The 13,200-nt window shown below is 66.0% G+C and carries 11 protein-coding genes; 10 read left to right on the forward strand and 1 reads right to left on the reverse strand.

What is annotated here, in order from left to right; genetic code table 11:
- Positions 1-267: 267 nt before the first annotated feature.
- The 6 genes from EV667_RS04665 (at position 268) to EV667_RS04690 (ending at position 8,770) form a co-directional block, all read left to right on the forward strand.
- On the forward strand, positions 268-2,457 hold the full coding sequence (locus tag EV667_RS04665; protein WP_131834113.1) for a polysaccharide pyruvyl transferase family protein: 2,190 nt from the start codon (positions 268-270) through the stop codon (positions 2,455-2,457).
- Entirely contained in the window at positions 2,454-3,797 is a 1,344-nt protein-coding gene (locus EV667_RS04670; RefSeq protein ID WP_131834114.1) for a capsule biosynthesis protein, read from the forward strand. The genes EV667_RS04665 and EV667_RS04670 overlap by 4 nt, the downstream gene beginning before the upstream one ends.
- Complete coding sequence (locus tag EV667_RS04675) at positions 3,794-4,606, forward strand: SDR family NAD(P)-dependent oxidoreductase (RefSeq protein ID WP_131834115.1); 813 nt, start codon at positions 3,794-3,796, stop codon at positions 4,604-4,606. Before EV667_RS04670 ends, EV667_RS04675 begins: the two co-directional genes overlap by 4 nt.
- 223 nt (positions 4,607-4,829) lie before the next feature.
- Positions 4,830-6,278, forward strand: coding sequence for a mannose-1-phosphate guanylyltransferase/mannose-6-phosphate isomerase (locus EV667_RS04680; RefSeq protein ID WP_131834116.1), 1,449 nt, complete (start codon positions 4,830-4,832; stop codon positions 6,276-6,278).
- 22 nt (positions 6,279-6,300) lie between these two features.
- Positions 6,301-7,374, forward strand: coding sequence for a polysaccharide pyruvyl transferase family protein (locus EV667_RS04685; RefSeq protein WP_245515967.1), 1,074 nt, complete (start codon positions 6,301-6,303; stop codon positions 7,372-7,374).
- A gap of 70 nt (positions 7,375-7,444) precedes the next feature.
- On the forward strand, positions 7,445-8,770 hold the full coding sequence (locus tag EV667_RS04690; RefSeq protein ID WP_131834117.1) for a glycosyltransferase family 4 protein: 1,326 nt from the start codon (positions 7,445-7,447) through the stop codon (positions 8,768-8,770).
- A 56-nt stretch (positions 8,771-8,826) separates the two neighbouring features.
- Here the strand turns inward: EV667_RS04690 and EV667_RS04695 are convergent, their stop codons facing one another.
- On the reverse strand, positions 8,827-9,528 hold the full coding sequence (locus tag EV667_RS04695; protein ID WP_131834118.1) for a fumarylacetoacetate hydrolase family protein: 702 nt from the start codon (positions 9,526-9,528) through the stop codon (positions 8,827-8,829).
- A 168-nt stretch (positions 9,529-9,696) separates the two neighbouring features.
- On the opposite strand from EV667_RS04695, the gene EV667_RS04700 reads away from it, so the two are divergent.
- From EV667_RS04700 to EV667_RS04715, 4 genes are read left to right on the forward strand one after another with little or no spacing between them, the layout of a single operon-like run.
- Positions 9,697-10,731 (forward strand): ABC transporter substrate-binding protein, encoded by a 1,035-nt coding sequence (locus EV667_RS04700; RefSeq protein WP_131834119.1) that lies wholly within the window; start codon positions 9,697-9,699, stop codon positions 10,729-10,731.
- Positions 10,728-11,537 carry an ABC transporter ATP-binding protein gene (locus EV667_RS04705; protein ID WP_245515968.1) on the forward strand — a complete coding sequence of 270 codons (810 nt, stop codon included), beginning with the start codon at positions 10,728-10,730 and terminating at the stop codon, positions 11,535-11,537. The genes EV667_RS04700 and EV667_RS04705 overlap by 4 nt, the downstream gene beginning before the upstream one ends.
- Positions 11,534-12,412 carry an ABC transporter permease gene (locus EV667_RS04710; RefSeq protein WP_245515969.1) on the forward strand — a complete coding sequence of 293 codons (879 nt, stop codon included), beginning with the start codon at positions 11,534-11,536 and terminating at the stop codon, positions 12,410-12,412. The genes EV667_RS04705 and EV667_RS04710 overlap by 4 nt, the downstream gene beginning before the upstream one ends.
- The gene (locus tag EV667_RS04715) at positions 12,409-13,170 is read left to right on the forward strand and encodes a GntR family transcriptional regulator (protein WP_207907673.1); all 762 of its coding nucleotides are present in this window, start codon (positions 12,409-12,411) and stop codon (positions 13,168-13,170) included. Before EV667_RS04710 ends, EV667_RS04715 begins: the two co-directional genes overlap by 4 nt.
- The last annotated feature ends 30 nt before the right edge of the window (positions 13,171-13,200 follow it).

Raw genomic sequence — 13,200 nt, forward strand, 5'->3', positions numbered from 1 at the left:
GCGGTAGTGCGAGGGGTGCGCTGCAATCTGTCGTGGCATACAAAATCCACGCTGATGGTTGGCCTCTGCGGGATGCTGCGCCCAGGTCCTTCGACGCTCGGACGTGCCGGCATACGGTGCTAAATTACCAAAAGTCTCGATGCCAACCGATATTTAGCGTGGTGTAGACATGAGGAATAAATCGAACAATACTACTACTGTGATTAATTCATGTGGCGCACTCGCCCTCATGGATATTTCAAATGTGCTTACAGCGCGTGAGGCCGTATGAAGACACCGCTTGAGGCAATCGTTCGCACCGAAGGCGAAGTGCGGCTCGGCTGGGCCGGATCAACCACGCTGATGGACTATCTGAACTTCGAGGACGCGCTCAGTCCGGTGCTCACGGCAATGGTCGGCGGGGTGCCGGTGCGGCGCGTGCCGGCAAAGTCGCACTCGGTGCGGATGGCCGCCATCGGTGCCATCGGCCACACGCTGGAAGGCGGCCAGGTGCATGTGTGGGGCACCGGCTGCTCGCCCTGGAAGAACCCATCGGCACCGGCCGACCGCCGGGTGGCCTTCGCCCCGCCCGGGCATGATGCAATGGTGCTGCACGCCACCAGCGGGCCGGTTGCCGAGCGGCTCATGGCCAATGGCGGCCCGCGTCCGGGCGTGTATGGCGACCCGGCGTGGCTGCTGCCGCGCTTCTATCGCCCGCGCATCCGCAAGAAGTGGAAGCTCGGGGTGATACTCCACCTCTCCGAACTGGCTGACCGCTCGCACGAGGCGCGGCCGCTGCCGGCCTTTGCACGCTACCAGGTTCCGGACGAACTCAGCGACGACATCCACCTGATCACCACGGTGACGCCGCTCGGCGTGCCGGCGCTGAAGGCCAAGCTCGACGAAATTCTCGCCTGCGAGCGTATCGTCTCGATGAGCATGCACGGCCTCATCATCGCCGAGGCCTATGGCATCCCCTGCCTTTATTTCTCTCCGCTCTCCGAGCCGCGCGGGCTGGGACGGCTGGCGCTCGACCCGGAGGGGCCGGCGGACCTGCGGATCGTCGACCTCTATCTCGGTCTTGGTCGGCGCCACATCCCCGCCTATTTCCAGGACCGCGGCCTGCCGACGGACTGGCCGGCGCTGATGGACGCCGTCGACCGCGCCTGGGTGCCGGCCGCGTTCGATGCCGATCGCCTGATCGCGGCGTTCCCGTTCACGCCGTCCCCGCTCAAGGCCCCGTCGGGAAAGAGCATCTGGGATCACCCGGTCATAAAGGGGCTGACTTTGCAGCATGATGTGGCGCTGCTGCGCCAGCAGGACCGCGACACCGACACCAGCGAGCCGGTGGCGAAACAAGCGCCGAAGCCGGCCCCGCCTACGCCCAGCCCAGCGTCGGCGAAGGTCGTCGGCGAGGCGCGGCCGCAGCCTTCCGCGATGGTGCCTCCCACCTCAGCGCCCGGTGGTATGGCCCCCGGCCTCGCCACGCTGCTGCGGATGAATGCCGACCGCATCTCCATCCCGCTCTCCTGGGCCGCCACGACGCGGGAAACGCCGCACGCCAATCTCGGCGATACGCTGAGCGCGCTCATGGTGGCGGGCATGGCAGGCGTCACCGTACGCCGCGCCGGCTTCGACCAGCCGATCGAGCGCATGGTCGCGGTCGGCACGATCGGCCACAACCAGCGCAATGGCAGCTTGCATTTCTGGGGCACCGGCGTCGACGCCGAGCGCAACCCGGTCGATCCGCTGGTGCGCGGCTATGTGCGCCCGGCCGATACCCAGTTCCACATCCATGCCCTGCGCGGCCCCAACAGCGCCCGCACGCTGCGGGCCGCCGGCATGGAGGTTCCCGACATCTTTGGCGATCCGGTGTGGATGCTGCCGCGCTTTTGGCCGATGAAGGAGGTGGAGAAGACGCATGATCTCGGCGTCATTCTCCACATCACCGAACTGGAAGACCGCACGCCCGAAGCCACCGCCAAGGCGTCGCTGCGCCGGTATGGCGTGCCGGACGCGTTCAAGGGGCGCATCCGGCTCATCAACACCCATTGCCCGCCCACCGTCGAGGCGATGCGGGCAAAGGTGGCGGAAATCGTCTCCTGCCGCGCCATCGTGTCGACCAGCCTGCACGGCCTCGTCATCGCCGAAACCTACGGCATCCCCTGCGCGTGGTTCGCCACCTATGGCGACGGCGAGGGCCGGATGCTCGATCTCGGCAACCCGCAGCACCAGATCGACCACCGCATGCGGGATTTCTATTCCGGAGTCGGGCGGACGACGCTGTCCTCCTATTGCCTCGACCGCTCGAAACCGACGGATTGGGCCGCCGTGCTGTCCTGGGTGCATGGCAAGTGGCGGCCACTGAGCTATGACGACCGCCCGCTGATCCGCGCCTTTCCGCTGCCGCTGGCGGTGTCGCCGGACGAGATGACCTGGCCTCTGCCGGCCGAGATCGTCGATCGGATCGACTATTGAGGGAAGCGGCGCTCACCCCCGCCGGGCGCCCGGCACTGGGCTTCACAGCCGGGCGCACGGCCTTGCCGGCGCCGGTCTCGGGGGCGGAGAAGCCGGGGCGCGCGGGCAGGACCGACGTGGCAGGTGCCTTTGCCGGCCGCTGCTTCCTGTTTCTGCAGGGGCCTGCCTCGCCCTTCGCCATCAGCCTCGCGCGGGCACTGCGCCGGGGCGGGGCGCGGATCGTCAAAGTGCATCTGTGCGGCGGCGATACGGTATTTTGGCGCGGGCCCGCGCGGCTTTATCGTGGCCGGCCGGATGAGTGGCCGGCTTATGTGGACGCGCTGATGGCGCAGGAAGGGGTCAGCGATCTCGTGCTGTTCGGCGATTGTCGCCCTTACCACGCGCCGGCGGTGCGCGTTGGGCGCGGGCGGGGCGTGCGGCTGCATCTGCTGGAGGAAGGCTATGAGCGCCCGGGCTGGATCACCTGCGAATCCTACGGCGTCAATGCCCATTCCGACCTGCCCCGCACCCCGGAGGCCGTTCTTGCGGCGGCGTCCCGGCTAAGTGAGCCGGCCCCCCTGGCCCCGCTGTTCGAACCCTTCGCTCGCCGGGCGCTCTGGGACATCGCCTGGCATGCGGGTCACACCGCGCTGGCACCGCTGTTTCCCCGCTACCGCCGCCACACGCTGGCGCACCCGGCAAGGGATTATGTTGGGTGGGTGTTTCGCTGGCTAACAACCTCGCCCGCCGGCCAGCGCGATCGCCGGGCGCGGGAGGCGATTGCCGACTGGGCACCCTATTTCCTTCTGCCGCTTCAGCTTGAGGGTGACTACCAGATGCGCGTGCATTCGCGCTTCCGGTCGGTGGAGGAGGTGGCGAGTGAGGTGCTCGCCTCTTTCGCGCGCGCGGCACCGAACGGTGCGCGCCTCGTGCTCAAGCGCCATCCCTATGACACTCGCCTGCCGGCGACCCGCACAATGGTGGCGCGCCTCGCCGGTGAGTATGGCCTGGCCGGGCGCGTGGTGTTCATTGAGGGCGGCGCCATCGAACCGCTGGTGGCCATGAGCGCCGGCGTGGTGCTGGTGAATTCCACCACCGCCATGCTGGCCCTGCGGGAGGGCCGGCCGCTCAAGGTACTGGGCCGTGCCACCTACGACATGCCGGGGCTGTCGCATCAGGGTACGCTCGATGCGTTCTGGACCGAGGCCGAGGCGCCGGACCCCGAACTCTTTCGGGCCTATCGGCGTGTCGTGGTGGCGCGCACGCAGGTCGCCGGCGGTTTCTTCGCGCCCGACACCATCGCGCGTGCAGTGGAAGGCCTTGTCGCCCGCATGGCGATGGAGGGGGCGCACCCGGCATGAAGCAGCGTCACATACTGATCACCGGCGCCTCAAGCGGGCTGGGCGCGGCTCTCGCCCGGCATTATGCGCGCGAGGGTGTCGGCCTGCTGCTGATCGCCCGCAACGCCGCGCGGCTCGATGCGGTGGCGCAGGACTGCCGGGTGCGCGGGGCGCGGGTGAGGCGCGAGATCCTCGACGTACGCGACAGCATGGCCTTGGCCCGGCTCATTGCGGAGGTCGATGCCGAGACGCCGATTGACACGGTGATCGCCAATGCCGGCGTCGAGGCGAGCCTTGGCGGCGGTGGCGAGGCCGAACCGCTGCACGATGTGCTGGCGCAGATCCGCACGAATTTCGAGGGCGCGATCGCCACCGTGCTGCCGCTGCTGGATTCGATGCGCCGGCGCGGCGAGGGGCGCGTCGTGCTCGTCTCGTCGCTGGCCGGGCGGATGCCCATGCCGGACCAGCCGACCTACAGCGCCACCAAGGCCGGACTGAGCGCCTTTGGCGAGGCGTTGCGCCCGGTGCTGGCGGCGCGGGGCGTGCGCCTGACGGTAGCCTGCCCCGGCTTCATCGACACCGGCATGAGCCGCGCCTATCGCGGCTGGCGCCCGCTGCAATGGGACGCGCCACGCGCCGCCGCCGCAATTGCCGCCGCCGTGGAGCGCGGCGCGCGAAGTGTCGCCTTTCCGCTGCCGCTGGTGATGCTGATCGGGCTGGGGCGCTGCGTGCCGGCGTTCGTGCGTGAGGCAGTGCTGCGGCTGTTCTTCGCCGTCGAGATTGGCACCGTTCATGAGAAAGGCGCCGCGCCGGTCGTCGGGCCGCCCTAGTTCATTGTCGTGTATATCGCCATAAAATGTTCTAACTATTGCCATCAACTCAAAAAATGACTCGTACATTAAAAGGATAATACTTGTAAAACTGAATAAAACGTCCTCATAAAATTATATTGACGTTCATATTCCTGCGTATAATCTTTTCGCAACTGCGAGATAAACGGTGCGTCCTCTGAATTCGTATCGTTCGACAACGTTGAACGTGAGGAGAACATCAATGTCCGACTCCAAGATCGTCCCTGTCATTCTCGCCGGGGGCTCCGGCACCCGCCTCTGGCCCATCTCGCGGGACTCGCTGCCCAAGCAGTTCCTGCCGCTGTCGACCTCGGGCGGAACGCTCTACCAGGACACGCTCCAGCGCGTGGCGCAGGGCGAGATGTTCGCGGCGCCGATCATCGTCACCAATGAGGAGTTCCGCTTCTTCGCCCAGCGTCAGGCGCGCGATATCGGCGTCGAGCCGACCGTCGTGCTGGAGCCGGTGCGCCGCGATTCCGCCCCGGCACTGCTCGCCGCCACCTTGCTCGCGCAGCAGATGCATGGCGACGAAGCGACGCTTCTCGTCCTCGCTGCGGACCATGTCATCGGCGACATCCCGCTGTTCCACGAGGCGTGCCGGAAGGCGCACGGCACGGCAAAGCTCGGTCATATCGTCACCTTCGGCATCACGCCGACCGAGCCGCGCACCTCCTATGGCTATATAAGGCGCGGCGCGGTGCTGAATGGCGGCGCGGCGGCGCTGGTCGAAGCCTTCGCCGAGAAGCCGAATGCCGAGACGGCGCGCGACTATGTCGAGGCCGGCTATCTCTGGAATTCGGGCAATTTCCTCTTCCCCGCCGATGTGATGCTGGAGGAGGCCGAGAGCTTTGAGCCGGAGATCGTCGCGGCCGTGCGTCGCGCGGTTGCGGACGCCACCCGCGACCTCGGCTTTTGCCGGCTCGGCGCCGCCTTCCATGGCGCGCCCAGTCTGTCCATCGACTATGCCGTGCTGGAGCGCACCGGTCGGGCGGCCGTCGTGGAAGGCAGCTTCCCCTGGTCCGATGTCGGCAGTTGGAACGCCGTGCGCGAGATCAGCGCGCCGGATGAATCGGGCAATGTGCAGCGCGGCCCGGTGCGGATGGTCGATGCCACCAATTCCTACATCCACTCCGAAGGGCCGCTGGTCGCCGCCATCGGCGTCGAGGGATTGTCCGTGGTGGCGACCGGCGACGCGGTGCTCATCATGCCCTCCGCCCGCTCGGAGGAGGTCAAGCATCTCGTCGCCTCGCTCAAGGCCGAGCGACGCAACGAGGCGACCGAGCACCCCAAGATGCATCGGCCCTGGGGTAGCTACGAGACCATCAATCTCGGTGGCCGCTTCCGGGTGAAAAAGATCGTCGTCGATCCCGGCGAGCGCCTGTCCTTGCAGCGCCACCACCATCGGTCGGAACACTGGATCGTGGTGACCGGCACCGCCGAGGTCACGGTGGGCGAGGAGGTGTTCACGGTGCACGAGAACGAGTCGACCTATATCCCGCTCGGCTCCGTTCATCGCCTCACCAATCCCGGGCGCATTCCGCTCGAACTCATCGAGGTTCAGGTCGGCTCCTATCTCGGCGAGGACGACATCGTCCGCCTTGACGATGTCTACAACCGCGTCGAGGCGGTGGCGCCCGCCGCCATCCCCTGAACAAGCCAGAAGGAGCAGCGACGTGACAGAAGACACTTTGCGTCAGATCGTCCGCGACAAAGGCGCCGTTCCGCTCACCTGGGCAGCGGCGACGCGGGTCCAGCACTATCTCAATCTGGGTGACGCCCTCAGCCCGGTCATGGTGGCTTTGCTGTCGGGCAAGCCCATCGTCCACCAGGCGCATGACGGCAACAGCGTACGCATGGCGGCGGTCGGGACCATCGCCCAGAACCTCAAGGGCGGCGACGTCTCGGTGTGGGGCACGGGCTCGTCCCGCTACATCAACACAGGGCAGGAGGGCGAGCGCATTGCGTTCCATCCCGACCCGGCGACGCGCTACCGGGTGCACGCCACGCGCGGCCCGGTGAGCCGGGCGCTGCTGGGCGAGGAAAACGCGGTTGGCGCGCCGGTGTTCGGCGATCCTGTCTGGGCGCTGCCGCGCTTTTACAATCCGAAGCTGGAGAAGAAGTGGGAGATCGGTGTCATCGTCCATCTCTCCGATCTCGATGGCCGGTGGCTCGATGCGCTGCCACGCGAGGCCTATGAACGCTACCACATCCCCAAGGAGTTCGAGGGCAGCGTCCGTATCATCAACACGCTGACGGCGATCAGCGCGGAATCGATGCGCGAGAAGCTGGACGAGATTCTCGCCTGCAAGCGCCTCGTCTCCACCAGCCTGCACGGCATGGTGTTCGCCGAGAGCTATGGCATACCCTGCCTCTATTTCTCGCCGCGCGGCACGCCGGAGGGGCTGATCGGCCGGGTCATGGACCCCGATGACGGTTTCGACCTGCGCATTACCGATCTTTATCTCGGCCTCGGCATTCCGCAGATTCCGGTCTATGTGCAGCGCCGCAACAAGCGCACCGACTGGGCGCATCTGATGTGGTGTATCGACACCGCATGGCGGCCCATCGAGTTCGACACAGACCCGCTCATCGAGGCCCTGCCGATCGACATCGCGCCGATCACCGCACCCCACGGGGGCACCGTCTTCGACCACGAACTGATCCGCGACATCCCCTATGCCCATGGCGGCGGGGCGCCTGTGCCGGTGCGGCCGCAACTGACGCAGGTTCAGGCTGTTGCGGGGTGACGAGAGCGGCGGCGGGGCGGGGGCACCTGCATCGGTGACGCTTCCGCTCGCGCCTCGCCGCGGAACGGTGATGATCGATGGCTACAATCTGGCGCTGGAGGCCGGCACCGGCGTCGCCACCTATGCCCGCAATCTGAGCTTCGCCTGCGGCGCCCTCGGTTATCGCACGGACATCCTCTACGGCACGCGGGCCTCGCCAAGCGCCGATCCGCTGCTGCGCGAAATCTCGTTCTTCGACCCCAATGCCGGCTCGCCATCGCTGATGCTGGAGGTCGCGCGGCGGCTGAAGCAGTTGTGCACCTCACCCATGGGCATCCGCGCGCGCGATGTGCCGTTGACGGGGAAGGTCATCAGCCGGGCCTTCCAGTCGCGCCTTCCCCATTACGACCGCATCTGGAACGCGCCGGAACTTTTTTCGCGCAGCTATTGGCATTTCAGCGCCTACCGGCACTTCCTCACCGTCGGTGGCGTCGACAAACCAGACCTGATGCACTGGACCTACCCGCTGCCGATCCGGCTGCCGGGCGTGCCGAACATCTACACGCTGCACGACCTCGTCCCCCTGCGCCTGCCCTACACGACGCTCGACAACAAGAAATTCTACAAGCGGATGATCCAGGGCGTGCTCAACCGCGCCGATCACATCGTCACCGTCTCCGAGGCGTCGAAGCGCGATATTGTCGAGCTGTTCGACTATCCCGAAGAGAAGGTCACGAACACCTATCAGGCCGTCTCCATCCCGGCGAAATACGTCGACAAGCCGGACGATCTGGTGCGCGAGGAAGTGGAGGGCGCCTTCGGCCTCAAATATAAGGGTTACTTTCTGTTCTTCGGCGCCATCGAGCCGAAGAAAAATATCTCCCGCTTGATCGAAGCCTATCTCGCCTCGCAGGTGGAGGAGCCGCTGGTGCTGCTGGGCAAGACGGCGTGGAAGGCGGGCGAGGAGCTGCGCTTCCTCAACGAGGGCAGCAACCGCTACCTCGAGCAGCTCGACAACCTGACCTTCGTGCGCGACCGCGTGCGGCGCTTCGACTATGCGCCGTTCCCGCTGCTGGTGAGTCTGATACGCGGCGCCAAGGCGCTGGTGTTCCCCTCGCTCTATGAGGGATTCGGCCTGCCGGTGCTGGAAGCGATGTCGCTTGGCACGCCGGTCATCAGCGCCAACACCGCCTCGATCCCGGAAGTGGCCGGCGACGCCGCGCTACTGGTCGACCCCTACGATCCGCGCGCCATCGCCAACGCCATCAAGACGCTGTCCACCGACGCCGAACTGCGCGCCTCGCTTTCCCAGCGCGGCCGGGTACAGGCGGCGCTGTTCTCGGAACAGCGCTACCGCGAGCGGCTGTCGGCGCTTTACAGCAAGCTGATGCCGGAGGCCGCCGAGGCGGGCCGCTAGATCCCAGGCCTAACGCCGCCAGCTGTCGGCCGGCGGCGGCGCGTCGTTCCTGCAGACTATGCGGCCTGATGGCGAGGCTCGCCGATGGTGATGGTCAGCGGCGGAAGTCCGGCCACGCTGGCGTCCAGCCGGTCGCCCGGGACCACGGCGCCGACGCCGGCCGGCGTGCCGGTGTAGATCAGGTCTCCCGGCTTCAGCACGTAAGAGCGCGAAAGGTTCGCAATGATCTCCGGTACCTTCCAGATCATGTGAAGGATATCGCCGGTCTGACGCCGCTCGCCATTCACGTCGATCTTGATCTCGCCGCTGACGATATGGCCGACCGCGCTCACCGGCGCGATCAGGCCGCAGGGCGCGGACTGGTCGAACGACTTGCCGACCTCCCACGCCACGCCCCTCTTGCACGCCTCGCGCTGGCGGTCGCGCCGGGTGAGGTCGAGGCCGACGGCATAGCCGAACACGTAGTCGGGTGCCTGCTCGGGCGTCACGTTGCGCGCTTCCGAGCCGATCACCGCCACCAGTTCCACCTCGAACTGAAAGTCGGAGGTCTCCGGCGGATAGTCCACCACGCTGTCGGGCGGCATCACGCTGTCGGTCGGCTTCTGGAAGAAGAACGGCGGGTCACGCTCGTCGCCCTCCTTCATCTCGCGGATGTGGTCGACATAGTTGCGGCCCACCAGATAGACGCGACGGACCGGGAACGGCTCGTCCTCCCCAAGCACGGGCAGGGTGACAGGGGGAACGGTGGGACGCGCCATTTTCAATCCTCGATGACCTCACAGGGCCCGCATTGGAGTCTGCAGGTTGGGCAATGAATATGCAAAGACGGCATAAATCGCAAATCATACATTTTTATGGAACGCGTCTTGCTTAATCGATTTTCGAGTCGCAAGCTTGCGGCTAACCAAAAACGGGGACAGCCATTGATGACTCGAATTCCTGCAACGCTTTTCGCCGGGGCGCTCGCCGCCTGCGCCGCCCTCACCAGCGCCTTCGTGCCTCATGCGCAGGCACAGGAGCTCACCCGGGTCACGGTGGTGTTCCCACATCCGGGCGCGATCCAGCACTTCCCCATCCACGTCGCGATCGGCGAGGGCTACTTCAAGCAGGAGGGCCTCGACGTCCATGTTGAAGCGGTCGACGGCTCCGGCCAGGTGCTGCAGGCGCTCGCCGCCGGCCAGGCGCAGATCGGCCATCCCGGCGTCGGCCCGACGCTCGCCGCGCGGGCGAACGGCGTCGACGTGCTGTTCATCTACAACCACTTCGCCAAGAGCCAGTTCGGCCTCGTGGTGAAGGAGGAGGCTGCCTACAAGGTGCCCGCGGATCTCAAGGGTAAGATCATCGGCGTGGGCACGGCTGATGGTGCGGAAGTCTCCTTCACCCGCAATATCTTCGACGATCTCGGCTGGAAGGAAGGCACGGACTACACCTTCCTGTCCGTTGGCGATGGCGGCATGGCGACCGCAGCGTTCATGCGCGGCGACATCGACGCCTATGCCGGCGCCTTCGTCGACAGCGCCATCCTCACACTGCGCGGCATGAAGTTGCGCGAGATCACGCCGGACAAGTATCTCGGCTTCTTTGGCAATGGCTACGTCACCACCCGCGCCTATATCGAGAAGAACCCCAAGGTGATCGAGGGCTTCGGCCGCGCCATCGTCAAGGCGACGATCTTCGCCATGAACGAGGCCAATACCGATACCGTGCTCAAGCACACCACGGCGGGGAACCCGCAGGAAGGCGAGGACAAGGCCTTCGCCGCCGCCCTGCTGCAGAGCGCCCGCGCCCGTATCACCCCCACCATCCCCGGCAAGGGCTGGGGCTATAACCACCCCGAGCAGTTCGTGCTGTGGCATGAGGCGCTGGTGAAGACCGGCTCGCTCAAGGCGCCCCTGCCGGATCTCGATAAGGCCTACACCAACCAGTTCGTCGACATCTGGAACGTGGGTGTCAAGCCGTGACGCTGTCGGCTCAAGCCACTGCACCGGCCGGGCATTCGCCCCGGCCGGTCTACCAGTTGCACGGCGTCAACAAGAGTTATGCGCAGCGCAATGTGGTGGCGCTGTCGAATGTGAATCTCACGCTGCACCAGGGCAGTTTTTCCTCGGTGATCGGCTCCAGCGGCTGCGGCAAGTCCACGCTGCTGAAGATCATGGCCGGACTGCAGTCGCCCTCCGAAGGCAGTGTCATGCTCGACGGCAAGCCCGTGCTCGGCCCGCGCGAGGACATCGGCATGATGTTCCAGCAGGCGACGCTGCTGCCTTGGCTGACCACGCTGGAAAACATATTGCTGCCCATCGAGATCCGGTCGGGCCGGCACAGCGCGCGCGCCGCTCTAGACAAGGCGCACACCCTTCTTGAACTGGTCGGGCTCAAGGGCTTCGAGGCCGTCTATCCCGGCGAACTCTCCGGCGGCATGGCCCAGCGCGCGGCGATCTGCCGGATGCTGATCGGCGAGCCAAAGGTTATCCTGCTCGACGAGCCCTTCAGCGCACTCGACGAGATCAACCGCGACTTCATGAACATGGAGTTGCAGCGGATCTGCCTTCAGGCCAACGCCACCGCCTTCCTCGTTACCCACTCCATCGCCGAGGCGGTGATTCTGTCGGATGTCGTCCATGTAATGTCGCCGCGTCCCGGCCGCTTCGTGGAGGCATTCGAGATCGATCTGCTGCGCCCGCGCACGCTGGACATGATGACCACGCCGGAATTCGGCGCCTATGTGCACCGCATCCGCGACCTGCTCGGCAAGGGAGCCCTGTCGTGAGCGACACCCTGAACCACGCGCCTGCCGATCCATCGTCCGCTTCGCCGCCGCCGAGCACGGTGTGGAAGGAGAAGCAGAGCTGGCTTGACGTCCTGCCGACGCCGGTGGCCATGGCGATGTTGGTCGCGATTTTCGTTGCCATCTGGCAGGCCATCCATTTGAGCGGCCTTGTCTCGCCCATCATCCTGCCGTCCCCCGCCCGCACCGGGGCGGAACTGATCACGGTGGGCGCCAACCTTTTGAGCGGCGGCTTCGTCTTCAAAGCCTTCCTCGTCACCGCGCAGGAGGTGGTGTTCGGCTTCGCGATGGCGATCGTCATCGGTGTCACGCTGGGCATAGTCGTCGGAGAGACGCACTTCGGTGAACGTGCGGTAATGCCGCTCATCGTCGCCATCGACACGATGCCGAAGATCGCGTTCGCGCCGGTCTTCGTCGCGTGGCTTGGCTTCGGCATCGCCTCCAAGGTCGCGCTGGCAGCCTTCGTCGCCATCTTCCCGATCGTGGTGGGCGTCGCCGCCGGCCTTCACGCCGCCGACGAGAACTCCCGCATGATGTTCCGCAGCATCGGTGCCAGCCGCTGGCAGACGCTGCGTCGCCTGAAGATTCCCGCCGGACTGCCGCAGTTCTTCACCGGGCTGAAGATCGCGGCCATCGGCGTCGTCGCCGGCGCCATCACCGGAGAATTCCTCGGTGGCGGACGCGGCTTTGGAGATCTCATCCGAACCGCTGCGTCACAGCTGGACACGGCCCGCGTCTTCGCGCTCATCTTCTATCTGAGCTTGCTGGGACTGGCGACGTACTGGTGCGTCGTGCTGGCTGAACGCCGAATGGTGTTCTGGCGCCGTACCAACGCGGTGGCCGGGGGAGGACGATGAGCGAAGCAAAGAGCCTGGTCGCCGAGCCGCCGGCAGCGCCGGACACGATGAAGCGTCGTGCCGGGCGCCGGCCTGCGACCTCGCCCGACAAGGCGACCTCGGCGACATTGGTGCACGACAAACTGCGGCAGGACATTCTCAAGGGTATCGTCGTCCCCGGCCAGAAGCTCGCCATTGATGCGGTCGCTGCCATGTATGGCGTGGGCACCAACCCCGTGCGCGAGGCGCTCAACCGCCTTTCCTCCGAACGTCTGGTCGACCGGCAGGATCAGCGCGGCTTCTTCGTTCCGGAAATCAGCCTCGACAGCTGGCGCGAACTGGTGAAGACCCGCTGCTGGCTGGAAAGCACGGCGCTCACCGAAAGCATCCATAACCGCGACGATCGGTGGGAGGAGACTATTGTCGTCGCCTTCCACCGCCTGTCGAAATGCTCGCCCACGGGCGACGCACAGGACCGCGCCGGGTGGGAAATCCACCATCGCGCCTTCCATGTCGCGCTCATCGCCAATTGCGGCTCGCAATGGCTGATGGATTTCTGCGAGATACTCATGGACCACGCGCAGCGCTACATCCTGATTTCCGCTGTCTCCGCCAATCGCAGCGCCATCGAGGAACACCGCGTGATCATGGAGGTCGTCCTGCAGGGCGACATAGCGCGCGCCGTGGCGACGCTCGTCGAACACTACCAGCGCACGCTCTATCACATCGAGGAGCAGATCCGCGTCCTGGCCGGAAGCGTGACGCCCCACGCGACGTAAGGCAGTCGGGGAACGCCGCCAACCCTCTGC

The organism is Ancylobacter aquaticus (genome assembly GCF_004339465.1).
Taxonomy (GTDB): domain Bacteria; phylum Pseudomonadota; class Alphaproteobacteria; order Rhizobiales; family Xanthobacteraceae; genus Ancylobacter; species Ancylobacter aquaticus.

What these genes read in the sequence shown, in the direction of transcription:
- EV667_RS04665 (WP_131834113.1), top strand. Translation starts at nt 268, where the DNA reads ATGAAGACACCGCTTGAGGCAATCGTTCGCACCGAAGGCGAAGTGCGG.
- EV667_RS04675 (WP_131834115.1), top strand. Translation starts at nt 3,794, where the DNA reads ATGAAGCAGCGTCACATACTGATCACCGGCGCCTCAAGCGGGCTGGGC.
- EV667_RS04680 (WP_131834116.1), top strand. Translation starts at nt 4,830, where the DNA reads ATGTCCGACTCCAAGATCGTCCCTGTCATTCTCGCCGGGGGCTCCGGC.
- EV667_RS04690 (WP_131834117.1), top strand. Translation starts at nt 7,445, where the DNA reads ATGATCGATGGCTACAATCTGGCGCTGGAGGCCGGCACCGGCGTCGCC.
- EV667_RS04695 (WP_131834118.1), bottom strand. Translation starts at nt 9,528, where the DNA reads ATGGCGCGTCCCACCGTTCCCCCTGTCACCCTGCCCGTGCTTGGGGAG.
- EV667_RS04700 (WP_131834119.1), top strand. Translation starts at nt 9,697, where the DNA reads ATGACTCGAATTCCTGCAACGCTTTTCGCCGGGGCGCTCGCCGCCTGC.
- EV667_RS04715 (WP_207907673.1), top strand. Translation starts at nt 12,409, where the DNA reads ATGAGCGAAGCAAAGAGCCTGGTCGCCGAGCCGCCGGCAGCGCCGGAC.